Origin of the sequence: Vibrio crassostreae (assembly GCF_041439375.1) — a bacterium.
In the GTDB taxonomy this organism is placed as follows: domain Bacteria; phylum Pseudomonadota; class Gammaproteobacteria; order Enterobacterales; family Vibrionaceae; genus Vibrio; species Vibrio crassostreae_D.
In genome coordinates this window covers 170,045-195,006 of the sequence record NZ_JBGONY010000002.1, presented here as the reverse complement: position 1 = coordinate 195,006, position 24,962 = coordinate 170,045, and the positions used below count along the sequence as shown (strand labels likewise).

The 24,962-nt window shown below is 44.1% G+C and carries 16 protein-coding genes; 4 read left to right on the top strand and 12 right to left on the bottom strand.

Annotated elements, in window-relative coordinates:
- The 3 genes from ACED45_RS02135 to ACED45_RS02125 all read right to left on the bottom strand — a co-directional run.
- Positions 1-554 (bottom strand): nucleotidyltransferase domain-containing protein (locus ACED45_RS02135; protein WP_371713238.1); only part of this gene is annotated, 554 nt, incomplete at its 3' end.
- The gene (locus ACED45_RS02130) at positions 538-1,302 is read right to left on the bottom strand and encodes a carbon-nitrogen hydrolase family protein (protein ID WP_123325891.1); all 765 of its coding nucleotides are present in this window, start codon (positions 1,300-1,302) and stop codon (positions 538-540) included. The genes ACED45_RS02135 and ACED45_RS02130, both read right to left, overlap by 17 nt.
- Positions 1,303-1,407: 105 nt before the next feature.
- A complete protein-coding gene (locus ACED45_RS02125) occupies positions 1,408-2,070 on the bottom strand; it encodes a DNA alkylation repair protein (RefSeq protein ID WP_371713237.1) in 663 nt (220 codons plus the stop codon).
- Positions 2,071-2,274: 204 nt separating this feature from the next.
- Here ACED45_RS02125 and ACED45_RS02120 point away from each other — a divergent pair, with 204 nt between their 5' ends.
- Positions 2,275-2,796, top strand: a complete 522-nt coding sequence (locus tag ACED45_RS02120; RefSeq protein ID WP_017065388.1) for a type II secretion system protein — start codon at positions 2,275-2,277, stop codon at positions 2,794-2,796.
- A 93-nt stretch (positions 2,797-2,889) separates the two neighbouring features.
- On the opposite strand, the gene ACED45_RS02115 is transcribed toward ACED45_RS02120, so the two are convergent.
- The 6 genes from ACED45_RS02115 to ACED45_RS02090 form a co-directional block, all read right to left on the bottom strand.
- Positions 2,890-3,417, bottom strand: coding sequence for a GNAT family N-acetyltransferase (locus ACED45_RS02115; protein WP_371713241.1), 528 nt, complete (start codon positions 3,415-3,417; stop codon positions 2,890-2,892).
- A 2-nt stretch (positions 3,418-3,419) separates the two neighbouring features.
- Positions 3,420-3,956, bottom strand: a complete 537-nt coding sequence (locus ACED45_RS02110) for a GNAT family N-acetyltransferase (protein ID WP_123325884.1) — start codon at positions 3,954-3,956, stop codon at positions 3,420-3,422.
- Positions 3,957-4,006: 50 nt separating this feature from the next.
- On the bottom strand, positions 4,007-4,402 hold the full coding sequence (locus ACED45_RS02105) for a DUF3465 domain-containing protein (protein ID WP_102516752.1): 396 nt from the start codon (positions 4,400-4,402) through the stop codon (positions 4,007-4,009).
- A 58-nt stretch (positions 4,403-4,460) separates the two neighbouring features.
- On the bottom strand, positions 4,461-4,712 hold the full coding sequence (locus ACED45_RS02100) for a TIGR03643 family protein (RefSeq protein WP_065681235.1): 252 nt from the start codon (positions 4,710-4,712) through the stop codon (positions 4,461-4,463).
- Positions 4,713-4,835: 123 nt separating this feature from the next.
- Complete coding sequence (locus ACED45_RS02095) at positions 4,836-5,648, bottom strand: hypothetical protein (RefSeq protein WP_123326172.1); 813 nt, start codon at positions 5,646-5,648, stop codon at positions 4,836-4,838.
- Positions 5,649-5,866: 218 nt separating this feature from the next.
- Positions 5,867-6,292 carry a hypothetical protein gene (locus tag ACED45_RS02090; RefSeq protein WP_004734639.1) on the bottom strand — a complete coding sequence of 142 codons (426 nt, stop codon included), beginning with the start codon at positions 6,290-6,292 and terminating at the stop codon, positions 5,867-5,869.
- A 527-nt stretch (positions 6,293-6,819) separates the two neighbouring features.
- On the opposite strand from ACED45_RS02090, the gene ACED45_RS02085 reads away from it, so the two are divergent.
- Together ACED45_RS02085 and ACED45_RS02080 are read left to right on the top strand one after the other, a co-directional pair.
- The gene (locus ACED45_RS02085) at positions 6,820-7,011 is read left to right on the top strand and encodes a hypothetical protein (protein ID WP_004734640.1); all 192 of its coding nucleotides are present in this window, start codon (positions 6,820-6,822) and stop codon (positions 7,009-7,011) included.
- Between the two features lie 204 nt (positions 7,012-7,215).
- Positions 7,216-7,635: a BLUF domain-containing protein gene (locus ACED45_RS02080; protein WP_123325881.1), complete on the top strand. Its 420-nt coding sequence runs from the start codon at positions 7,216-7,218 to the stop codon at positions 7,633-7,635.
- A 102-nt stretch (positions 7,636-7,737) separates the two neighbouring features.
- Here ACED45_RS02080 and ACED45_RS02075 read toward each other — a convergent pair whose 3' ends face one another.
- The 3 genes from ACED45_RS02075 to ACED45_RS02065 all read right to left on the bottom strand — a co-directional run bounded on the left by ACED45_RS02075 (position 7,738) and on the right by ACED45_RS02065 (position 22,688).
- Entirely contained in the window at positions 7,738-8,688 is a 951-nt protein-coding gene (locus ACED45_RS02075; RefSeq protein WP_371713236.1) for an OmpA family protein, read from the bottom strand.
- 62 nt (positions 8,689-8,750) lie between these two features.
- A complete protein-coding gene (locus tag ACED45_RS02070; RefSeq protein ID WP_371713235.1) occupies positions 8,751-12,266 on the bottom strand; it encodes a hypothetical protein in 3,516 nt (1,171 codons plus the stop codon).
- A 27-nt stretch (positions 12,267-12,293) separates the two neighbouring features.
- Positions 12,294-22,688, bottom strand: a complete 10,395-nt coding sequence (locus tag ACED45_RS02065) for a hypothetical protein (RefSeq protein WP_371713240.1) — start codon at positions 22,686-22,688, stop codon at positions 12,294-12,296.
- A gap of 306 nt (positions 22,689-22,994) precedes the next feature.
- Between ACED45_RS02065 and ACED45_RS02060 the strand changes: the two genes are divergently transcribed.
- Complete coding sequence (locus tag ACED45_RS02060) at positions 22,995-24,854, top strand: helix-turn-helix domain-containing protein (protein ID WP_371713234.1); 1,860 nt, start codon at positions 22,995-22,997, stop codon at positions 24,852-24,854.
- The last annotated feature ends 108 nt before the right edge of the window (positions 24,855-24,962 follow it).

The window sequence follows — 24,962 nt, the reverse complement described above, 5'->3', positions numbered from 1 at the left end:
CTTTGAAAAGCGAAATGTCGCTTAGCTAAGTGTCCAGTCTGACTGGAGCAGATCAAACTCATTTGATCCAGAAATGTAGACAAGTCGCCATTGAGAGCTTGGGCTATTTCACTACTAGGTTTGTAACGTGGAAAATCGATAGATAGATCATTCCCCCAAATACAACAGCAACAGTGCTTGAGCCAAAACTGCCAATGGAATTTTTCTTGTGGCTGCAGAACCTCTGAAAGAAAGCCTGGGTCGATATCAAGCTTACTTACTTGGGGATATGCTTTGGGAATGGTGTCATAAAGGTGCTGAAATAGTCGCTTCTCTTTTTGACCAATAGGTGTATTGAGTACGATAGAAACATCCAAATCCGAGCGACCAACAACCGCCGTTCCTCTCGGCACACTTCCGTATAGATAGATACCATCAATTTGATTCGGAAGGCCACTTAACAACGAATCAATAACGGCACTCACAACCTCTTGGAATTCGGGAGCGATATTCTTATGAGAGTATAGGTTTTCGATGAACCCGTCTTTGTCGAGACCTCTAGTTTGATTCAGCATGCCACTTTCCAGCTAGATTAAGATCCGTTTCACAGCCCGAGATCGTACATAGAACAATGCCACTCTCTTTTGAGTTTGCACTAATCACGAGCTCTCCTTGCGAACTCCAAACCGAGCTCTTGCCACACGTTTCCCAACCTCCCGTCATAGAGATATGGTTACTCAGTAATACTGGTATACCGTGTTCCGACGCAATTCCAGATAAGATTTTAGAATCCGGATCAAATCCATTCTCAGAGATTAAAGCGCTCGCTAAATAGATATCAGCATCTAGATATTTAGCTCGTTGGGAGTGATCCGCTTCTATGAAGTCAGCACATATTGCTAGCGCGATTTTATGCCCATTCACATCAAATACATAATCAACATCGCCAGCGGAGCAGTATTCACCCTCACCATCATGCAGGTGCTGTTTAGAGTAGAACTCAACTCTGCCATCGGGAAAGCAAACAACGGCGCCTATGGTGGGGTGGGATAAGCCAGGAACTCGCAAGGGACACCCAGCCACAACAATCATCTCACTTTGAACTGAAGCACGGGAGAGTTCTTCAAAATTTGATGGCTCAAGAGACAATGCAAGTTCTTCAGCCAAATCAAGCTCATAGCCAATCAGTGATAGCTCGGGGAAAACAACCACATCCGCATTGTACTTTGACGATTGCTCTACCATTTTTAGATGTTGCTTAAGGTTTTCTCTCCAGTTGCCTCTTACGACAAGAATTTGAGCCAAACTGATAGTGACACTCATTTCAAACTTCTCCAAAGAACAAAAATCGCTACAGAAATCTCAACATAGTTAAATGCGGTTTACGTTAAGGTGTTGTGGTTATAATTTGGCTTCAAACACTGCTAATCAAAGCGACATTAACTTTCGCTTAATTTCATTGTCCAACTTTTCAATCGCGTAACGAAAAGCCACTCTTGGTATTGCGGCATGCTTAGCATTCAGATAACCAATAACCTGTTGATGTTCTCTTTGACTGAGTACTTTAAGCATCCAACCATATCCTTTCTGCACTAAGTCATGGTTATCTTCGAGCAATAGATTCGCCACGCGAAACGGATCCAACGCAGAGTATCGATTCTTATTGATAGGATAAATTAAGATGACCGCAGCGGCCCTGCGTACAGCAAAATTCGAATGCTCGACCCATTTGGTTGTGAGATCAAACAAATCATTGTATTGAGACAGTAACTCCCCAAAAGCATGAGTACAAAAGTCGTCACAATCGCTCCAGTCTGTGACGAACTCTTTTAACCAACGCTCAAAAACAGGAAACGTGTCTCTTGAATATTGTTTTCTTACTCTAAAAGCCCAATCGTAAGCAATAACACCTAACGCCCAATCCCTTTCTTCAAGCAATTGAGTACACAGGGACAAAACATTAGAGATATCTTTGTTTTTGATGGTTTTAAAAACGAGCGCCGATATAGATCGAACCTGCCCTGTTTTAACACTAGCCTCTGGATAACCAACGCCTGAAAGATGAAGCTTTACCGTTTCTACGAAATTCATTAATTGCCAAACCTTCATAGAACTAAAATTAATATCAAAGTGAGATACACAGCACTTAAACCATACGCATGAAATTTATAAAATATAAGTTACCTTAATCACAACATTCATTATTGAGCATTTAAATTACCACTAAAATAAGGATATTCCCTTTGGTAAGAGTAACTTATAATGCATACTAGCGGCCTTTAAAAGAGGTGCTAAATGAAAAAGAACGGTTTTACACTTATTGAGCTTGTTGTCGTTATTGTGATCCTTGGAATACTCGCCGTAACTGCTGCTCCAAGGTTCCTCAACGTAAGTACTGATTCTCATATTGCAGTTGTAAAAGGCACTGGAGCCTCTTTTAAAACAGGTGTCGATCTTGCCTATTCAAAAAATTTAACCTCAAACGGTGGCGGTGCTTCCACAAACGTCCCTATCTATGATGACTCCGCGACCGGCCAGCTTGACTTCAATGAATGGGGATATCCAGCCCAGCAATGGCACTTACCTGAAGAATCTCCAAGATTAGATAACGCTGAAGATTGCATTTCGGTATGGGGCGCACTGCTCCTCGATCCACCTAGTATTTCAAGTTTCAATTCACCAGAAGAAACCGACTACATTGCTGAATATATACAGACGGATCAGTGTATCTATCATTATCGAGTCGTACCGGGAATTTCCATTGACTACAACTCAATGAATGGTGACGTCACTGTAGACGATGAGCCAGATAACTAAGCGCTAAATGTTGGTCTTTCAGAGTACTTGGGAATTTACGGTTTCTCTCAATAAAAGTGCCACACATTAAGAATCAACAGCACACATTTAAGACTAGCTTATTTTGGCGTAAACGAGCGTGCTGTCCATATCTCCTGATGGCAAACGTCGATCATTGGCTAAGCGATCTTCAAGTTGATAGCCACATCGTTTGGCCACGGCCTGACTTTTAAGATTCGAGCCTGCCATCCTAATTTCGACTCTTTTCGCACCTTTTTGAGTGAATGCATATTCTTCGATAATTCGGACAGCTTCACTCACGTAACCCAAGCCCGTTTTTGATGTTTGCAACCAGTAGCCGATTTCAAAGTAAGGGACAGTATCGTCTCTGATCATAAAGCCAATAGCCCCGATAAATGCCCCTATTTGCTTTTCAATAATATTGAACCAGAACTCGCCAGTAAAGTTGGCGAAATTATTGGTAGCATCTTGAATGTTAAGTTCTAGCTGCTCTTTAGTTAGAGAATCAGAAACCCAAGCTAAGAATGGGGAAAACTCGGCCTTGCACTCATTTATCACCTCACACATCTCTTCGCTGTATTTTAATGATGGAGGGGTTAATTTGAGCCTTTCACTTTCCATCACTAAGCCTTTCCCCAATCAGATCGAACAACCGCCAACACAACTGTATCCCACCATTGACCTTTGAAGAATCGATGAGCTTTAAAACACGCTTCTTGTTTCATTCCCAGTGACTTACATAATTTAATCGCAGCCAAGTTCTTGCTGATGGTTTCGGCGTAGATACGGTGTATGCCTAACTCTGAGAAACCAAAATCAGCGAGGGCTTCAGATGCTTCTATAGAAAGCCCTTTTCCCTGAGTTTCCCTCGATAAAGCACAGCCCATTGAAGCTTGTTTATCGCGTTCAAGACGTAAACAAACGGTTCCAATAAACTTCCCCGAATCTTTGCTTTCAACCGCTAGCTGATAGGACTGGCGTGGTACTTCCAAAGCCTGTGCAACAAACAACTGAGTTAGCTCTCGATATTTGTTAGGTTCGCAATCACTTCCATCATAGAAACGCTGATACTTTGCGTCTTGAGAGATCGCAACAAAGGCACACTCGTCTTCGATACTCATATCTCGAAGAATCAACCTGTCAGTTTCCAGCTTAAACATCAAAATTCCTTTTTATTTTATAGCCATGAAGGGAAAAGCCTCGGAGGTGTTTACTCGTATACTTTCCCGTTATGCTTCAACCAACCATGAGTGTGATGATTACGAGGGTCTTTGTGCGTCCAGTGCATTACGCCACCTTTCTTGTTCCATTCATATTCACCATAAAATTCAACTCGATCGCCCTTTGCCAACCCCAGAACACGAGGCGCTAAGTCAATATTATGTGCGACTAACAAAGTTTGTCCGCTATCGAGTCGCAAAATGAATTTCTGATGTCGAGAGCCTTTATTATCATCAGGAAGTACTCGATACACCGTACCCGATCCGCGCACCTGAACGTCGCTTTGGTGATTTTCGTAAGCTTGCTTAAGTCGCGTATCATTCGCTTGAACATGACTGATGCCGAAGCTAAGCAGCACCAAAAGTAGAGCGAAAAATTGTTTCATTCCTTTCATTTCCCATATCTGTATGTTGATTTGGGATACTGGCTGGGCATCCCCTCTTTTAACGATGCTTGTACTGAGTCGGACAATAACCTCTCGAAACGCACGAACTGCGCAGTTTTACGTGCTTGGTCGAGCGCCCAGAAACACGTGAACGCCACAGCTTAAAACTGCCAAGCTTGAGATGGCTACGCATAAAACGAATCACTTGTGATTCATTTAAACCAAATTGGTGCTCTATTGCCTCAAATGGCGTTCGGTCTTCCCACGCCATTTCGATAATTCTTGATTCATTCTCTTTAGATAGCATCATGCATACTCTTCCTTAATTAACTGGGAGAAATACGCTCGTTCCAAATTTAAAGATCACAGGACAAACACTTTGAATTGAACGCGTTATAACGTTCGATAAAACAACAGACTACCAACTAGGCAATCATGGGGTTAAATAAGCTTGTGCGAACTCTCTAAGCACTCTCGCATTATTGTGGTATTTGCTATCCCCGCACTTTATGTCATCCACTCTGATGTCCGGGCTGGAATAAGCAGGTATAACATCTCGCTCATAAGACATCACTGTGCCTCTGTCAGCACAAATTGCACCGAAGGAATATTGAGGAGCTCTTGGATACGTTCCAGAAATGTAACTTTCTATACTATCAAAATCTTTCAATAACGTTTTATAGTCATGATTAGCACCACTTAAATGGCCAATTTCATGCTCCATTAAGTAATCAGGGCAGTTTATCGCTAAAGAAAAAAAGTAGGATACCGAAGATGACATACCACAATAATCAGACTCAAAGCTAAAATTATAATTAGAAAATACTATCCCAGTAAAAATGGGAACGCCGTCTTCTGTTGTTTCTGGGATCGGTTCTTCCATCGAGAGTTTTAATAACCTCTCTGCAGTGCTCAAATCTTGAAACCAAAGGCTGTCGATTTCCGACGTGTAAGTCACCTTGGTGACTTTTCTCGTCATAGGGATGCAGGAGTTCTTCAACACCAGATTCGAATAGCTTTCCCATGTCGCTATTTTAGAGGCAACAAATGCTTTGGAATATTCGGCTAATACAGATTCATCAACATAAAGATGGATCTCTGTATTCAATATCTCACTCTGTGTACAAGTGGGAAACTCGATGCTTTGAGCATTAGAGAGTCGACTATTGCTCAACACTATAATCAAAACACAACCAACTAACTGGATGAGCCTTTTAAAAGAACTCTCACTGACTCGTGTATTCATTTCCATCCTCTCCCTATCTTCAAAACCACAAAGAGCATCACAAATACGGTGACTTAAGATTCATATCAATCACCATTACACATATAAGCATTGGCCTCTCAAAGTAACCTGCACTATCTGTGTTTTTCAGAAAACAAAAAGCTCGCCATGCAATGACGAGCTTTATTGATTATGGGAGCTTAACGGTTATAAGACCCAAGCCTTAACCGATCTAACCATTAAGACACCTGATCGCGCAAAGCCAATTCAACGTTTTTCAACACTTTGAACTCTTCTCGAGTACAACCGCGCGCCACGGAAACCCAGTGGTCGCCAGTTTCATCGGCTCCTTTAAACTCTGCACGCAACTCATATCTTCGCCATGTAACAAACGCCAAGATAAAGGTCAGTGCAAGCATCGGTAAACCGAACTGAGGAACAAATGCCCAAGTCGCAGCCGAGAGAACTAAAGCCAACGAAACAATATTGATTGCGTTTTCTTTAAGACCCAATTGGCGAATTTCTAACTGTTTGATTTTACGTAAGCTGTACACATCTTTCTTAACTCGGAGTTCGTTAGAGCTCACCAGAAAATCTGATGCTTTGTATGACCTACGAAGTCGCACTAAATTCGCTAACCTGTTGCGTGTTTGATTCTTTTTCATCGCCTTTCTCCATGTTATTAAAGGTTAGTAAAAACTAATATAATCATGAAGTTAATGAACGAGTGCTTATTTTATAAATCAAACTAATATTAAAATCAAGCTTATGCAATTAATAACACTTATAACAACACCGTCTTACATTTGAAATTTTAATAGAAAGAAGGCTTATTAAGGAATCTACTCATCATAAATCGATGTACTTTAGTTAAGTTAGATATAGGCCGATAGTGATTCCGATAATCGACCGAACATACTAAACGGCGGCCATGGTTCACCCTGCTTTGTAACTACTTATTTCAAAGAGATTTTTGCAATGAATCTCACGCTCTAGGAATGCTGAACCACGGTCACATAACGCTCCATCTTCCATAATCAGAACATTCACCCTCCCTCTTGATCATTGATTTTTTGAATACCAAAATCATTCAATTGAACATATCAACATAGCTTATCGATTAAGCAATTGATCCCATAACAAAGAGACTGTACGCTTACATTATGCACACGGTTACCTAATGGAGATCACGATGAATGAACTACTGACATGCGCTATGGAACAGAAACAACGAACAACAGTGACGAGTTTATTCGCAAGAAATGGATTCAAGATCGCGGCTACTGACTTTGATGATGTGACTTTCGAACGAGAGAGTGTGTTGGTCAATGTTCGTTTTGATGCGTCTTCAAACGTTGAATCGATTTCAATTCTAAACAACTAACGAGCTCACAAGCAGGTCGCTAAAATAATGAATGGCCAACATTCGAGTCATTTTAGCGTATCTTGCGACCTGCCCTTTTCTACTTCATCCCCATCCTCTTCTTTTCAAAAGCCACCGAGTGACAATTAAATCAATAACTCGCAATTCCATGAGCTTGGCTTATATTTATTAATACCCTTTGAACAAAAATTCGAAATAATGCCTATGTTCCTAACTCGGTTGATTTATGTCAGTACACTTTCCGAATGTTGTGATTCCAAAGCATTGGAGGAGATACTCGCTATCTCGCGAGATCATAATCGGCAAAGCCATTTAACGGGGCTCCTCAGCCATAATCAAAAGTATTTTCTTCAATGTATTGAAGGGTCTAGAGAGGCCGTTAACCACACGTACAATCATATTCTTAACGACGAGAGACACAATCACGTCGCAATACTTTATTTTAAAGAGATTGATAGCAGAGAATTTGGAGATTGGTCGATGGGAGACATTCCGCAGTCCAATTTAACCGATCTGTTGAACTTACAGTTTTCAACGTCAGACCAATTTAACCCGTACGAAATGTCTGGCGAAAGTGCTTACCGAATGCTTTTAGAGTTAAAGAAAAATTTGCCATCTGAATAGATATTCGACCCGACTTAATCCCTAGAGCGAGCAACAAAAAGCCCCAACGTAGGGGCTTTTTGCGTTTTATAGAGGCATCTATTTGTTATTCTTCAGTAATTTCTACTCACTCTCGCTGCTCGACGCCTCTTGTTCACTGCCAGAAAGAGCTTGCTGTTCGGCGGTAATATCAGACTCTTTGAACACAATGAACGCGCGGCGGTTTAATGCATCGGCTTTTTCAGAGCGTTCATTAATCGCAGGCTGCAACTTACCAAATGACTTCACTTCCCAGTTGAACTGCTTAGGGTCAAGTTTGGTTTTGAGGTATTCAACCACCGTTTCTGCGCGGCGCTCTGCCAACTTTTCATTGTAAGAAAGTGAACCCGCTTGGTCGGTGTGCCCTGCCACCATTATGCTACCTTGCAGGCCGCTCAACTTCGTTGTGAAGTCATCTAACTGAGTTAGGTCTTCTTGCTTGAGTACTGACTTATCGAAATCGAAGTGCGGCGTCATTGCCATATAAACTTTACGTTCTGGTTTTGGCGGCTCACAGAAAGGCATCTCTTCGTACTTCTGAGCTTCTTCAAACACGATAAATGCACGGCGGTTCTCCGCTCGGTCTTTATCTGTCTTACCAAACAGAAGAGGTTGAGTCTCACCAAGATGTTTCACTTCCCAGTCATATTGCGTTGGGTCTAGTTGCCCTTTCAAATAATCTGCGACCGATTTAGCACGGCGCTGTGAAAGGCGCTCATTATATTCGAGAGAACCCTTGAAATCAGTATGGCCGACAATCGTGATGCGCCCTTTTAAGCCTCTGATCTCTTTAACAAAGGTATCTAAGTTGATCTTGTCGAGGTCGCGTAATTGATATCTATCAAAGGCAAAATGTTCTGCGATGGCAATGTGTACCTCACGCTCTGGCGCCAAACACTCGCTGATTAAAAACTTAGACACATCGATACCAGCAAACTTGTCTCGGTTCTCCTGACTCACGAACGTGTCGGTTGCACAGCCGGACAGCAGCAAAGTACTCATCACTGCGCTTATTAGGAAAATAATTGTTTTCATCTTACTCTTAACTGTCACTTCGAATTCTCAACTCTTAACTTTCAACCCACTTTGGGGCTGGCTTAGATCTTACCGACTAAGTTAATGAACACACCGGATGCGTCGTAGTCGTCATCATTGGTTAAGTCACTATCAAACGCAGAGAAGTTATAACCAATCCCCATTTTAAAGTTCTCGCCAATGTGCTTGTTCACCGAAACTAGCGCACCGTGTTCTAGCTCATCGTTGAGTGTGTCTGTTTTCCAGTGGTATTCACCCGTCACATCCCACTCTTTCATCACGCGATAAGAAGCGCTAAGTCCATATAGGTCGATGTCACTTTTAACCATCTCATTCGCACCAGATGCTCGTTCAAAAGCTTGCTGTTTGTCTTTATGGGCGTACTTAGTACCGACGTCCCAATGTTGGTCAATCGAATAGATCGCTTCAACTTCAATGATCTGACTGGTTTCGTCTTGATAATCCACATCGCGATCCAGTTGATCGAAATCTGCAATATACGTGTAGCGGCTCAGTAAATTGAGTCGATCGTTGTAGATCGGACGATACGCGAGGCCGCCAGTGGCTTCAGTAAATTGCGCCATGGTTTCGCCCGTAGTCTCGCTTTCGGTAATGGAGTAGTTGTACTTGCCGAACAATGTGTACTCTTCCGTTAAGTGATGCGTATAACGGTTGGTCGTCACGATTTGTTGAAGTTCTCGCTGAGCGATGTCAGGGTCGTCTTCACTCTTATCCACTCGGTATTCAAATTTGTGGCTAAGGGTTATGTCATCTAGGTCAATTGAGGCATTGAAGCTGATAGATTCACGCTCTGTGGTAATGTTCTGGTCATCTTCAATTTCACCAAGCTGATAACCAATCCCCATCTCGACATCTTCCGTCACATCGTAGCCAAAGCCGTATGAGTCGATACGGCCATGACCATCATTTTCATCAACAAACTGGTTCTCTTGGTAAAAATCGACACTGCTGGTGAGGTCTGCACGCTGACCAACAATCACGTTGTTTTGGCCTTCGTAGTTATCATCTACATAAGTTACGTAGGTTGAGTGGTCATCGGATACATCGTAAGTCACAGTCGCTTCTGCTACTTGGCCTCGGTCGCCATCGGTGTATTCGCCACCAAGAGACAAGTCTTCCAACACTTGGAATTCAGCACCAATCGACGCGCTGTCGTTTTCATCATAGTCATCCGACTGGTCGACGGTCTTTTGCCCTTTGACGTAAACGCTGTTCTCACTGTCCCACATGTATTCCAAACGCACACCCGCTAAGGTGGCATCACTGTGCTCGTCGTTTTGGTTAAGCTCTTCAGTTTGTTGCCCTGCCGCCGAAACCTTAATGTGCTCGGTGATTTTAACTTGAGTCTCAATCTCAATCGTTTCAGTATCTGTTTCTAGATTACCATCGACATCGCGCTCTTCATTGGTCGAGAAGCGAGAGAGAACCGCCAAGCGATCAGTAGCTTGTAAACGAAGTTCAGCACCGTATGCCTCTTGCTCTAAATCATCGCTGCTGCTCGCGTAGCTGTATCCCGCGTCTTTGTCTCGATACCAAAGTTTCAGGTCATTACCAACGGCACCAAAGACGGTTGGGGCAAGGTCATAAAGACTGGTGACAGCTGTGATTTGGACACTATCACCCTCGCGGTCTTCCAACGTGTCGCCAATGGGCGTAAAGGTTAAACCACCATCGGTAGAGACAAAATTCGACTCGGTTTGCCTACCTTCACTATGTGCAAACTCAGCCTTAATGTAGGTCCCTTCAGTGGCACGTAGCGTTAAGTCCGTACCATAAGACTCGTAATCTTGATTGTCTTTCTCTTGGGTCGCGTACGTCACGCCAACACCAATGTAGTCGTTAATCCAGCCTTTGGTACGACCACCGTAAGACATCGCATTTAATGAATCTGAACCTTGTGGGACGTACTCATAATCGACAACCAGAAAGTTTTCGTAGTCATCTCCGTTTTCAATCACGCTACCAAAGCTGTCGGATAGAATGTTATCGAGTGGCTTGGTCAAAATAATTCGACCTTGGTACGGGTCAAAGTCATAGTCGACACCCGGCTCAAGTGGGATTTCATTCTGCACTAAGCCAGATTCATCTTTTACTTTTACATAAACCTTATCGCTTCCTGGTACCGCTTCACCATGACGAAGGAAGTATAGAGAGCCACCTGTACCCAAAAACTCATCGTGTGCATACAAAGAGTCTGCTTCGGCAGTAAAACCGACCACGTTCAAACGATCTTCACCGTATTGTGTAGTATCGCGAGTACGATAATCAGCTTTGAAACCATAGAGGCTACGATTGTAATCGTTATTCTCGGTGCCTGTTAAACCCGTGTTGTAGTTACCCCACAAGTATTGAGACTTATCGTATTCGACATTGAGGTAAACCTTGCCCTTGGTGTTGACCACTTTTTCAATGTTTGAGCTATCGCCATAGTTGCCGTAATAAAGCTCATCGTCGTCTTCGAGGATATCGAACACATCCGAATCGTCCGAAGCGAACGGATGTTTGAACATGTCTTTGATTTCACTTTCTCGCGTATCAAAGTGAGTCGTAACGCGAAGCTTATCGCCAAATTTACCCTGACCAAAGTACGCCAAACGCCCTTGGTTATAGATGTCATCTTGATATTGGTCATCGACGCTCAGCGCACTGTTATTACCAGAAACATTGTTCTTACCAACATAAAGATCAGCCAAACCCGTTTGAGCGTAGTAGGTATCTGGAATACGGACGTAAAGCTTATAACGACGCTCATCGCCGTTATCAAACACAACCTTGGTTGGGAAAATGTAAGAGTCTGTCGGTAGATACTGTTCTGCGTATAAGTTACCATCTTCAACGTCAAATTCGTCTTCACCGATGATGACTTTATCGACGCCTTTCAAACCGGTACCAATGAACTTGGCTAAGCCCGCATTGGTCGGGATGTTGTGACGCATCAACTTAGCTTGGCCGTAACTTTTGTCTTTGCTCTCTTCATCGTCGTTATCGTTGCGATCGATATCGACTTCAGAGTCTGGCTTCACCAAATCCGTCACACCAACGGTGGTCACGTCCATGTTGCCATCTTTGTCCCACGCTTTTAGACGGAACATCAGCTGCTCACCCACCTCAAACTGGTAGTCGACATCGGTTTGACCATCCCAGTTAATATCAGAATCGTTTGCTAGCTTTTCGCCACCAAGTACAGCGATGGGTTCAGACAGCCCAAAATCGCCGACACGGTACACTTCTAGCTGATACTTCTTGATGTAATAACCATAGTTAGTCGTGATGGTGAAACCTACGCTATCGCGCAGTGTACCTTGTTCGACTTCCAGCTCGTCACTGACACTGACATCTAGAACAGGGTCAAAGCGAGTGATATCACGGCTTGCCCAAATAGCACCTTGTTCAAGGTAAATACGCGAGCTGTCTTGGTCTTGGTTCGGCTTAGTGATTTCAATGCCCGTTGTCTCTGAACCAAGCTTTTCCAGCTTACCCGTGTCTTTCGCTACCGCCATCACAGGAATGGCAGTCAACACACACGTCGCTAAACGAGACTTACTAAATACTTTCATACAATTTCCAGATACGGTTCCAATGGCTTACTGCTGTTCACTTTCTTGCTCTTTGCGATGAACGCTAAAGTTGAACTTGGTGAGCTTATTCGGGGTAATTCGCAACACTTTCGGGTTTTCGCTCACCACTTCCATGGAGGTGGATAGCGAGTCAGTGTCCAACTTCACGAGGAAGTTCTTACCTTTCTTATTGAGTACCCATTGGTCGGGCACGTGGTAACGACCGTACTGGTCTGTGTAAATAACGATTCCCTCAACCGTCATCAACTTAACGCCCGGAATACCATCTTCGTAAATGCCTTTGTTCTCGATAACGATTTCCCACAGGTAATCCTCGCCATCGCGATACAGGTTTCTTGTTACGTTGAGGTTTTCCGCGCTCAGTCCCTTCTTCTTATCGGATTCATGCTTAAACTGAATCTGACCTTGTGCATCAAACTCGATACGAGAGCCCGCATCGGTCGTGACATAGAAATCAAAGCTCTGCTGTGTTCGAGTCCTGAATTGAATCACCACTTTGCTGGTTTCTGGCAGTGTTCGGTTCACTGAGTGACCCCAAAGATCACCAAGATCCAAACCTTGCCCAAGTGCAGTGGTTATTGCACCATCTTCGACAGCAACGTCTTGCCCATCACGGATGATGTGTGTCGAATCAGCGATGTAGCCTTGTGTTGCTAGGTTCGCAGTTAACTCAACATCAAACGCAGTGGCATCCGCTTGGAACCCATCTTTGTTGTGATCTTCAAAGACTTTGCCGATGATCGATGAGGTATCGAACACCTTGTCCGGTTCTACGGTCACTTTGGCGGTGTCTTCATTAGAAACCGCTGAGCCATCCACTTTCGCGACTGCGGTGTTGATGTAGTCACCAAAGGTCGCACCTACCGATACTCGCAATAAGTAACGAATACGCAGTTTCTCGCCCGGGTCAAAGTTCAACGAAGTGAACATAAGCTTGCCTGTGTCCGATGGCTCTTGAGAAAGAACCTGATCGTCTTCCGTACCAAACTCACCATCAATACCACTCAACACGATTTCTGACGTGTCCACGATGTATTTCAAGCCACCTGGGTAACGGTCTTCTACCGTCACGTTCTTAAAGTAAGATTCATTGTTGTTTTCAACGATGATCTCGTACTCAACCGCATCACCGACTTGCGCGGTATCTTGCAGCGCCGACTTGGTCAGCTCCAATTCCCCAGAGTTATCTGGAATTTTCCTGATGTGAGTAGTTACGCTGTCGCTGGTTTCAGTACCGTCAGATTCAGTCGCCGTGAAGGTATTGGTAATGTCATCATCCAAGCCCTTACCTAGCGTGCCCACCACTTCAAACGCGTAAGCATTTCGTTTGTTGGATTTCAGGTTAACGCTGGTATCTAAGTCTTTGCTCGACGGGAAAGTATGACGCTGAATAACCGCGCCCGAGTCGTCGACTTCCACACCTTCAATGGTCCAATCGATAAAGACTTTATTACCTGTGCTGTTTTGTAGTTCACTGATCTCATCGGTTAGACGAACATTAGCCGCGTTACCTTGACCGTTGTTGGTCACGGCTAAGTAATAAGTGACACTGTCGTCATCTTCGGTGTATTCAGGCTTATCAGAACGTTTTTCAACAACCAGATCAGCACCCACTGGCGGCAAATCCAAAGCAGATACTTGATCTGCCACTGCCTGCATCGAGGTTTCAGACGCCAACATGCCCTTAGAACGAGCGCGCATCGCTGGGCTACCAGTTAAGTCGAGGTAGTAACCAAGCACATCGATGTTAGTCAGCATGTCTTCATTGACCGTCAATGTGAACGTGTAATCAATCTTGCCGCCCGGCGCGATGTCGACCAAGGTGAACAGGTCTTTGTCGTTATCAAAGGTGCCCGGTTGAGTTTCAGCCCCTTCTGATGTTGCCGTTAGTGTCCATTTATCAAACGCATTACTAAAATCACCATCAATATGATCACCCATGGATTCAGAGAACTGGGTGTAAAGCGCCACATCTTTGGCTATACCACGGCCTATGTTTTGCACCACTAAGTGATACTCAACTTGTTCTCCCGGCACGTAATACGGGGCATCGGTAAACAGCTCAGCTTGAACCACAGCCGCCACGGTGTGAACTGGAGGGCTGATAACATCGCCGCCATCGACTTGCGCAGTATTAATGATGTGTCCGGTCGCGGTATCGACTACGGTGCCTTTTGAGCGGAACACAACAGTGCCGTGTGGGGCGATATCTACGTTGTATTCCGTCGGGCTAACTTGCTCGGTGGTGGTGCCTATTGTGGTTGAATCGACCAACAAAGAAGTGGAACCAGCCACAAAAGCAGGACCCGTCGAACCGTCGTAATACGACACCTCAATAGATTCCATGTCATCAACAACACTTAAGTCACTGATGTAGTTGTTCGAGGTGTTTTCAATGGTGATCAGGAACTCAAGCTCACCACCCGGCTCATATTCGGTTTGCACGTTGGTTTTCGTCGCAACAAACTCCGCCTCTTTCGGTGTGATAATCACTACAGAGTCTTGTGGGGCACCGTTGTAAGTGATGGTTGCCGTATTGCTGATATCACCAATCGCTGTCGTGCGAATTAACGCCTTAACGTGGAAAGTCACTGTGCTCTGTGGCGCAACATCCATACTCACATCGATGTCTTCACTCAAGTCGAACGTCTTGGGAGTGACAACAGAGCGATCGTCGGAAGCTTCAAAGCTCACTTCCCAAAGCAGGAATGCCGACTCTTGTTTATCAGCCGTCGTGTCGACTTGAATATCACTGATGATGTCTTGAAGTTGAACACCAGATGCAAACGCATCAGAGCTGTTGATTACGGTGATGTCGTAGTTAATCAGCTTGGTTACTTCATACGATGGCGTATCAACCGTCTTCTTGACCGAAACCGTCGCCAACACTGGAGTACTGGTAGCACTGTTATCAAATGTTGTGCCGTCAAAGGTCGCTGATGCAATGTTAGTGATATCGCCTGTCGCCAACGGATTAGTCGTCACTTGAATAGTGAAAACAATGCTGTCTTGAGGCGCAATATCGAGCGTCTCATTAAGGTCTTCACCACGGGTTGCATCCGGTACTGGGGTTTCACCCGTTGTCGATACCGCAGATATTTGGATTGAAGCAGGGTCAAAAGCTTGTTCAGTCGTACCACCTGCGATCGTGGTTTCAACCGACTTCAGCGCATCTTCAATAGCAACATCTTTAGCCCAACCTAAGCCGTTGTTCTTAACAGTTACGGTGTACTGAAGTGCCTCTCCCGGAAGGTACTCTGCTTTATCGACCTCTTTAGTGATCTCAACTTGCGCGTCTTCTGGAGTGTAGGTCGCGTCTGCAGAGTGCTCACCGTCGTCGCTATCAACTTTAACGACGTTAGTGATCTCGCCTTTGGCTTTATCATTAACAGTGTTGGTCACGACAAATGAATAACTGTCACCCGGGTGAATGCTGTAAGTCGCACTATAACCCTGCGTGTTATTAACCACATCTTTGCGAGCGTTCAGTGCTGGATCGCCACTGCCATCAAGCTGTTCGTCACTAATGACCCAATTACCTGTCAACGCTTGTTCTTGATCTGGGCTGTTAGCCACCTCTGTCATGATGGTGTCGATACGATCGGTTAAGACTTGATCGACAAGGTAACCTTCACCCGTGTTAGCCACAGTGATCTTGTAGGAGATTGGTTGACCCGGTTGGTATTTGGCATCAGGTTCTGCAATTGGCGTCGTTTCTTTGGTTAGAACCAATTGACCCGACTTCGGAGTGATAAAGCCTTCTCGTAAGCGAGCGATCTTCGAATCGTCCAAACCATGTCGCAGATAAGCCGTATTGGTAAAGCGCCCAATCGCGTCATCTCGTACCTTGCCTTGGACGTGAATACGGACAACTGTGTACTTATCGCCGCCACCCGTACCGGCATCGTCACGCCCTGCCATCTTGATCGATTCGACAGGTAAATCGATGTCTGGACTGTTTTGAGCAACTAGCTTATCTAGCTCTGAAAAATCATTAGCGTTAGGATCTGATGGCGCGGAGTTATAAAGCACATCATAATCAACCGTCCACTCCGTGAGTGCGGTTTTCATTGAGCCATCGACAATTTCAACTTCAAAGCTGCTAATGATGTCACGAATCGAGAACAAGCCAGTGTCCACATCGTCATTGGTGATGTCGATGTAGTAATTCACTGTTCCACCCGGCACGTACTCAGGCGTATCCGTCCATTTATCAATCAGGATATTCGAGCGGCCCGGATCAAGTACGATGTCGTTGGTGTTATCACCGTTCACTTGCGCCGTGTTGGTAATAGTGCCTGTCGCTGAAGTCGACACGGTGCCTTTCACGTCAAACACAATACGCTCACCAGGACGAAGATCGACAGTTGCATTCAATGGGACGCTACCGTTGTAGTTACCTTGCACGTCGTAAGTGCCAACAGGTTCAACCGCAATAGCCGTTGTCCAGCTAGAGAACGCATCATCGCCATCTTCAGTTTTGATGGTATGAATCGCATCGATAACACTCACGTCATTTGCGATGCTATCGCCTGTGTTATCTAACGTAACTTGGTACTCAACATCACCACGTGGTGCGTAAGTACAACCGCTGCCATCGTTTGAAGGAACAGAACACCCTGCCGATTCACCATCGGTATAAACCAAAGTTTTGAAGTAATCGAGCTCGGCATCTTTAGGTGGTATCACTTGCGACGTCGCAGAGCCACTTCCTGCGGTCACTTGGTTCGCATCAATCGTGCCCAAAGCGTCGTCACGAACGACACCGGTTAAGTTAAAGGTCAGCACTTCTCCCGCGGCAATATCGGTTTCAATATCAAGGTTGCCACTGGTGTTGTAGCTTGGTACATAAGTATCCGCGTTGGCATCAATACCATTGCTGACTTCATGGGTGATATCGCCAGAAACAAAAGCGGATTCCGTTTTACCGCCAATCACTTCGACTTGAATGTCTGTGATTGTGTCTTTGATTTGAATATCATTCGCCCAACCGTTTTCAGGGTTTGTGACTACAAATTCATACTCAACTTCGTCACCCGGAAGATAGGTATCACCATCACTGAACGGGTTGCCGTTGATCGACACCACACGTTTTTCAACACTGGTATTATTTTCAAGCGGCATTAAATTCGCTGTTCGAGCACTACCGTCGTACGTCGCTTTATTTTGAATGTCACCCAATGCATCTTCACGAATTTGAGCATGAATAGTGAACGTTAGGCTTTCTTGAGGCGCGATAACAATTTCGTTATCAATATTGATGTTATTGCCCGGAACAAAGTCAATCGCGTCGGTAATAGAGCCTGTCGCAGCCGTTTTATCTAGGCTAACTTCCCAGCCAGCCAAGAACGGTTGTCCAACAGGATCACCACCTGCGGTGGTGCTGTCTTCTGCAATACGAGTTTGAATTTCCGAAATCGCATCTTCTAGGCGAGAACCATATTCTATACCATCACCCGCATTCTTAATCTCAACGCGGTAATAAACCTCACTCTCACCAGAAGCTTGAGAATATTCAGTTTTTTGCGAAGAGAAGCCTGCATCATAAAACGCTTTTTTAGAGAACGTGACTTCAGGATCCGCCATCGTTGATGGTGGCGATACCGCGATCAACTCATTGCCATTGTCTTCGTCGATGAAAGCTTTGTTGGTAAAAGAACCAACCGCTTTCGGACTGATCTTGGCTTTTATGACATAGCGGACAAACGCTGACGATGCAGCTCGGCCAAAGTTGTCTGCCGAGATATCGAAGTGAGTATCAATCGGCTTATTATCTTGGATTGAGTTATCAACATCTGGGTTGGAAATACCTGAGCTATCAGTGAATGTTTCAATCGTCCAGCTATCAAATGCAGGGCCACGAGTTCCATCAAAGTATTGAGTGTTAATTTGGTCGATGTCATCACGCAAGCTCATATCATCAACGTGGGCGCTCGCAATGTTCTCAATTAAAATTTCATACTCAACATAACCACCTGGCATGTAGTTAGTTGCGCCAACCAGTTCGTTTTCATCCGTGTCGTAATACGCCAGAATGTTCTTTTCAAAATCAACTTTTCGAGCTTCTTGACGAATATCATGAGATATCGTGTCGCCATCGACGGTTAGAACGTTGACAACATCGCCATTGGCTTTGTCATTGATGGTCGCGACGACTTGGTACTCAAGCTTAGCGCCCATCGGGATATCGGCTTCAACATCTAGGTTACTCTTGGTTGATGTGTATACATTGCCAGCACCTGCGCCCGCATCCACATACTCAGAATCGGTTCCAGTTGCGATCGATGTGATGGTCCAATCTGAATACGCTGGTCCTGTCTTACCGTCCACTAAGCTGACCGTAACATCTTCGAGGTTATCGACGATTGGAATATCGTGAGCGTTACCTTTGCCGTCATTCTCAATCACTAAATGATAGGTCACGGTTTGAGCGGGTTCGTACACCACTTCATCGGTCGTTTTATCAAAATCTAAATGGTAGTCATCGGGAATCACGACGGTATCTCGGTAATGAATATCACCGACCGCATCCGGTCTTACGGTGCCAATAACTGTGTAAGTCACGTCTTCGCCAGCATCGATATCAATCGAGGTTACGATGTCAGTGTCGTTCGCAACATCACCGTCTTTGGTACCATCGGTTGTCCCCGCGTTTGCAGGATCGCTCTTAGCAACTGCCACCGTAAACTTGTTTGAACCTAACGAATCATCGAAAAATGGATTGCCTGAATTGCCATCTTGTAGCTCCACTGATATGCCATTAATCAGTTCGTTAACGTCAACGTTATTTCGATAACCGTGCCCGTCTTGAGAGTTGTACTTGATGGTATAAGTCAACTGATCGCCCGGAGAGTAGCGGTTAATGTTAGTTGTGCGAACAACGCCGCCACTGTTATGTACCTGATGGTTTTCAGCCACGGCACGTTTCGCATACTCACAATCGTCAGTACAACCGGCATTATCGTCATGAATCAGCACGGCTTCGTTGCGGATTATACCGCCGTCTCTGTCAGCGACACCGTTAGATACCGCATTGTCTTTGACATGCGCCTTAATACGCACCGTGACAAAGTCTTTGGCCGGAATTGAAACTGGGAACTCCACATCTTCAGTCGTTTGAGGGCCGAAACCAGAACCAGTATCCACAGACCAATAGTCAAACGGGTTTTGGTCAAGAACATCTTCTACTTCACCATCTTTATCATTCGCTAGCGTAGTGGTGATCTCACTCAGGCGATCCATGAAGATAAGATCGGTCTCATCAGTGTCGCTATTATTGCCAATAACGATGGTGTAGGTGAGATCTTCACCCGGCGTGTAACGGACAACATCAGTCGTTTTGGCTAGTGAGACATTGATGTCATAGGTACTGTGTGAGTTATCTATTTGAGCGGAAGAGCTGTGGTCACGGTCTGTAATAGGATCGTAAACATCAACACGGTTCGATACTTGTTCTTCTTCATAGTCAGACTTAACAATGCCGCTCACCTCATAGTGAACCCACCCTCCGGGAGTGATATCAACGTCGGTATCGATGTCAGTGTCGTTAGCAATGTCACCATAGCGAGAACCCGGTTTATCGGTGTTGGTCGAACCTACAATTGTCCAGCTATTAAAGAAGTTAAGCGCTGAAATACTATCTTGTACCGTTGCGTCATTTGCATAGCCAACACCGCGGTTATAGATATAAATATCGAATGTAGCGTGCTCACCTACAACAAAGTCGGTATTTTGAGCGGTCTTAGCGACTACAAGATTCGGTTCGCTAGGATAGGTACGTACCGTATCCGATAGATTAGTATCTGGTCCCGTCACTGTTGCGGTATTGGTGAATGCTCCCCAAAGAATCTCACTGTCGACACTGCGATCGAGTTTCCCAACAATGGTATAAGTAATCGTCGCACCTGGCGGGATCTGAGCGGTGGCATCCAGATCATTGTTATCCGAAAAATCCCCTGGGTCAGTCACGGCTTTCACCCACGGGGAGTCTGCCTCTCTTTCTGCATTGATCGTCCACGAAGAGAACACGGGCTTGGTTTCACCCGGCTCATGAAGTAACTCCGCTTCTATGGTACTGATTTCATCTTTAACATTGATGTTAGAGGCGAAACCGTTCCCTGCTGGGTTGGTAATGCTGATCGTATAAGTGACAGTATTGGTGGTGTCGGTATACGCGTTTTGTTCGTTATGGCCATCAACACGCTTATCCAATACTAAGTAGTAATCTCGTGGGTATGAGCCTCTGTCGGAATAAAGCACGCTGTCGACTGTCACTTCATTACGGATTTCATCATCGGCAATGGGGTTTACGATCGCCGCAATGCTATAAACGATCTTATCGTGTGGAGCTAGCTTTGCCTTCACATCTAAGATCTTTTGATTCTTCTGATTACCTTCAATTTGACCAGTAAAGCCGGGATCACTGTTTGTCGAAATTGAGCCGTCAGAGGCATAGGATTTCGCAGTAATAACCCAGCTCAAATATGCTTTAGTCGGTGTATCGTTAATAGACTGAGTCATGACAGAGACTAAATCATCATAAACCGGTACATCAATCGCGTAGCCGTCACCGTTATTCTCTACCGTGATGTCGTAGTTCAGGGTACCGCCAGCTGAGTAGTAACGAGAATCCACTTCCTTTTGGACTTTTAATTTCGAGTTTGGCATTTGTACACCAGAGCCTGACTCGCCTAAGTTATCCCCTAAGCACAAGCCCGCATCGGTACCATCATCAACAATCTGCCCCACACTGGTGTCTGCCACTTTTGCGGTCAGCTTATAATGAACGAAACCCTCAGGTGCGAGGTCGACTTTCAAATTGATGTCGTTTGTTGTCCAAGTATTGTAATTAAATGAGCCATAGTTCGATCCGTCACCACTTCTATCGGCGACTTCAAGCTTCCACTCGGAAAATGCTGAAGCGTTAGAGCCATCCGCTTGCTCTGTCACGATACAAGCAAATTTATCGACAACTTCAATATCGTTGGCAAAAAACTCTGTGTCCTTGTTAGAAATAACAATGTCATAGACCACTTCGTTATCACCGGCTATCCCCGGAACATAAGTAGTATCTGTGGTGTTCTTATTACGTGTAATTTGACTTGATGACGTTGTCAGAACGTCTTTCGAATCAAGAATATTAGCCAAAGCATCGCCAGAATCCGCGAGGCCATCAGCATCAACCACTCGGGCAGCAACTTGGGGAATTTGACCAATAGACACAGGGCTAACGTCCACCACAACGGAATAAACAATCTGCTCACCGGGATAGATAGACACTTTGTCTTCTAGTGACTTGTTGGACTCCTTTCCAGATACATTGAGTTCAGAAAGGCTATTAGAACCAATCGAGGTCACTTCATTGGTCCAAAAATCGTAAGGATTACCAACAGTGTCAGTTGCGTTCTTTTCGTTGCTGACATCGTTACCTAGATCGGTTTTAAGATCTGCAAGAAACTGCTGAACCGAATAATGGTAAGCAATACCGGAGTTTGCTTGGTTGGCAACCGTGACCGTATAGGAAAACTCATCGTCGACTAGGTAGCTATCCGATTGGTTCAAGGTATGTGTCAGGGTGATACTAGGCTCAGTGGGCGGAGTGATAACCTCATCAACTGTGACCAAGTCATCGCGTGTTTCAGCAGTTATGTCGTCATTAACAATGTCGCCGACTAAACTGTCGGCAACGGTCGCTTGAATTTCGTAAGTCACAGACCCGCCTATATCAATCGACGCACCACTTACTGATAAGTCCCCTGATTCGGCGAAGGTGCCTGGTTCGCTCTTGCTGCCTTCAACCTTGCTGACTGAGTTAACGTTGTCAGTAAAGGCTTGTTGCAAAGCCCCTTCAATATCGAGTGCCTTTATGTCTGAAAGGACATCTTGAACGTCGAGCGTCTGAATAAACGTATCGCCAGTATTCGAAACCTTAATCTTATAGGTGAGCTTGTTATTGAGTTGATAGTTCGCCTTATCGACCGAAACAACAACATCGTGTTGATACACGCCACGCTGAATGGATTCTGTATTTGATTCAACAGCATCCAACAGTCCAGTGCTCGCACTTGCGACGTTATCAATCGTACCGGCTGCGTCAGCAGAAACGGTGGCGACCATGGTGTAGGTCACCGACCCACCAGCCGCAATACGCACACCTGATGCATCTAAGTTTCCGAAGCGACTGTAATCACCTGGAGATGAAAGGAAGGAGGATTGCGCTTGAGTCGAGACTTGCGAGAACGCGTTGACATTATTCCCTTGGTCATCTGTCGTTAAGATATTTAACAGCTCATCTTTAACGTCCAACTCAGCGATAGCTTTATCCGACTCATTCGTTAAAACAAGCGTATAAGCCACCTCTTGGTCGTTGTCGTAAGACGCGCTGTCAACAGACAGATCCATAACAAGACCCGTTGTGTCCGCATAGGAGGCCAATGGAAACAATAGAATGGATAAGAAAAAGGCAAGATTGTATCTGAACATTAACGCGCACTTCACAGTAGATTGACAAGCGTCTAGGCAAAAAGCCATAGATTTGACGTCACTAATTTGGCACTTAGCCTGTTAGGGACATGCGCAACATACAGTTCAAATAATCCGAACAATTAACATCCGTAAAAAACAAATTACTGAAGATGTTAAATAGAGAGTCTGATGTCTAAATTAGAATCAAGACATTGAGTTAATTATCAGAAGGTTAATGTTTTAATGAGTGAGTTTTCACAGTTGTTACGTAACTTCAGAAAGGAACTTCAATTTACACAAACAGAGTTTGCAACCTACTTAAATCAGCTGGACGATGAGTTTAATGCGGTTGACGTCGTAACGATAAATCGTTGGGAAAACAGTAAGGTAAAACCTAGTACATACAAAGCACTCAAGATATTACAGTACCTTGGCGGAGATTTGTTTGAGACAATAAAGAGCTTTAAGTCCGAACAAAAAGACACACTAATCGAACTGTTTTTAAACGAATCCTATGGCTCATTTCAAAGTAGAATTTCAGCTCTATCAGGCCTGAATCAACAACAAGGCGAACGCAACTTTAAGTCACTGCCTTTAATGTCAGAGCCGTGTGACACTGGCGTTATCGACAGAATCAAACTACTTTCTAAATTCACAAAAGTCGATATTTCGCCACTGGACCAAATTGATTTATATCTCTACTACTGTGAGAAAAAAGCACATGGTCACAAGCTGATCAATGTTGATGGCGACATTGTGAGTCACAACGTAGGCTTTTTCTTTAAAGACCATCAATTTGAGACATTAAAAACTCAAGAGCTAGATCTAAGAATGGCCTGCTCTTTAAATTCAAGCAAAAGCATAAATTATTTTAATATAAGCTCACACTCAGAGACAAAAGATCATGTTATTGAGCATATAGTTTCAGATATACAGTTACTTTCTCAGAACAAAAACATTAAAAAATATTCTGTTTTAGTAAAAGACCCCAATATGATGAGACTCTTGAAGAGTGTGGGATTTGAAGTATTTAAATTTTCAGAACCTTCTGCTAAAAAATGTAATATTACATTCAAAAATAAATATTATAGCTACTGTATATTAACGATTGATAAAATAGACTATCTGACTAATCGGAACGTAATGTCACTAATCAAAGATGAATATTCTACCATGATGAAATTTCCGCAATTACTGCGCGAAGCGCGCAAGAAATTGAAGTTAACGCAAAAGGATTTTGCGGCATACATTAATCACTTAGATGATGAATTCAGCTCTGTAGATGTCGTAACGATAAATCGATGGGAAAATAGCAAAGTAAAGCCAAGTAATTACAAAGCCCTAAAGCTATTGGACTGCCTTGGTCTGGACTTGTATACAACGTTGAAATCCTTTGATTCAGAAGATAACGAAGACAGTGCACTACTTGAAGACTTCCTTCGTGAGAGGTTCTTTTCGTTTCAAAGCCGAATATCGTCTATCACTAAAGGGGAAATAGAAGAAGGCTGCGACTGTCAGATCATGCCACTAATGACAGATCAGAATGACAAAGCAGTAATAGATAGAATAAAGCTGATTTCACAATATACAAAGATGGATCCTTCAGCTCTTGATACTATCGATCTGTTCCTCTATTGCAGTGAAAAAAAGGCGCATGGCCGAAAAATGGTCGATGTTAATGGCGATATTGTTAGTCATAGCCTAGGTTTTTTCTTCAACGAAGAGGTATTCGAGCAATATCAAAATAAACATCTGCATATTAAACAAGCTTGCTCTTTAGATTCTAACCAGAACTTAAATTACATTGTGGTTAGCGGTCACTCTGAAAAGCGCGAACAATCTATTGCGAACCTAATTTCCGATATGAAGCTTCTTGCAAGAAATACTAAGATTAAAAAGTATTCCATGATCATAAAGAACCCAAGTGCATTGGAACTTATGAAGAACATCGGATTTGAAATATGGAAGTTTTCAGAACCAACAGAACAAAAGTCGAACATCACCTTCAAAAACAAAAACTACCGCTATTGCGTACTGACTATCGACAAAATCGAATTACTGAGTAACAAGAATGTTATCGCATTTATTAATAAATATGGTTAACGACTCAGGTTTACTGGATATAAACAGCCACCAAACAATAGGTGGCTTTTTAATTCTCCGAGAGGCTACCCAATAGTAATCGGGTGAATAAGTCAATTAGCCAGATAA

What these genes read in the sequence shown, in the direction of transcription:
- ACED45_RS02130 (WP_123325891.1), bottom strand. Translation starts at nt 1,302, where the DNA reads ATGAGTGTCACTATCAGTTTGGCTCAAATTCTTGTCGTAAGAGGCAAC.
- ACED45_RS02125 (WP_371713237.1), bottom strand. Translation starts at nt 2,070, where the DNA reads ATGAATTTCGTAGAAACGGTAAAGCTTCATCTTTCAGGCGTTGGTTAT.
- ACED45_RS02120 (WP_017065388.1), top strand. Translation starts at nt 2,275, where the DNA reads ATGAAAAAGAACGGTTTTACACTTATTGAGCTTGTTGTCGTTATTGTG.
- ACED45_RS02115 (WP_371713241.1), bottom strand. Translation starts at nt 3,417, where the DNA reads ATGGAAAGTGAAAGGCTCAAATTAACCCCTCCATCATTAAAATACAGC.
- ACED45_RS02110 (WP_123325884.1), bottom strand. Translation starts at nt 3,956, where the DNA reads ATGTTTAAGCTGGAAACTGACAGGTTGATTCTTCGAGATATGAGTATC.
- ACED45_RS02105 (WP_102516752.1), bottom strand. Translation starts at nt 4,402, where the DNA reads ATGAAACAATTTTTCGCTCTACTTTTGGTGCTGCTTAGCTTCGGCATC.
- ACED45_RS02100 (WP_065681235.1), bottom strand. Translation starts at nt 4,712, where the DNA reads ATGATGCTATCTAAAGAGAATGAATCAAGAATTATCGAAATGGCGTGG.
- ACED45_RS02095 (WP_123326172.1), bottom strand. Translation starts at nt 5,648, where the DNA reads ATGAATACACGAGTCAGTGAGAGTTCTTTTAAAAGGCTCATCCAGTTA.
- ACED45_RS02090 (WP_004734639.1), bottom strand. Translation starts at nt 6,292, where the DNA reads ATGAAAAAGAATCAAACACGCAACAGGTTAGCGAATTTAGTGCGACTT.
- ACED45_RS02085 (WP_004734640.1), top strand. Translation starts at nt 6,820, where the DNA reads ATGAATGAACTACTGACATGCGCTATGGAACAGAAACAACGAACAACA.
- ACED45_RS02080 (WP_123325881.1), top strand. Translation starts at nt 7,216, where the DNA reads ATGTTCCTAACTCGGTTGATTTATGTCAGTACACTTTCCGAATGTTGT.
- ACED45_RS02075 (WP_371713236.1), bottom strand. Translation starts at nt 8,688, where the DNA reads ATGAAAACAATTATTTTCCTAATAAGCGCAGTGATGAGTACTTTGCTG.
- ACED45_RS02070 (WP_371713235.1), bottom strand. Translation starts at nt 12,266, where the DNA reads ATGAAAGTATTTAGTAAGTCTCGTTTAGCGACGTGTGTGTTGACTGCC.
- ACED45_RS02065 (WP_371713240.1), bottom strand. Translation starts at nt 22,688, where the DNA reads ATGGATCTGTCTGTTGACAGCGCGTCTTACGACAACGACCAAGAGGTG.
- ACED45_RS02060 (WP_371713234.1), top strand. Translation starts at nt 22,995, where the DNA reads ATGAGTGAGTTTTCACAGTTGTTACGTAACTTCAGAAAGGAACTTCAA.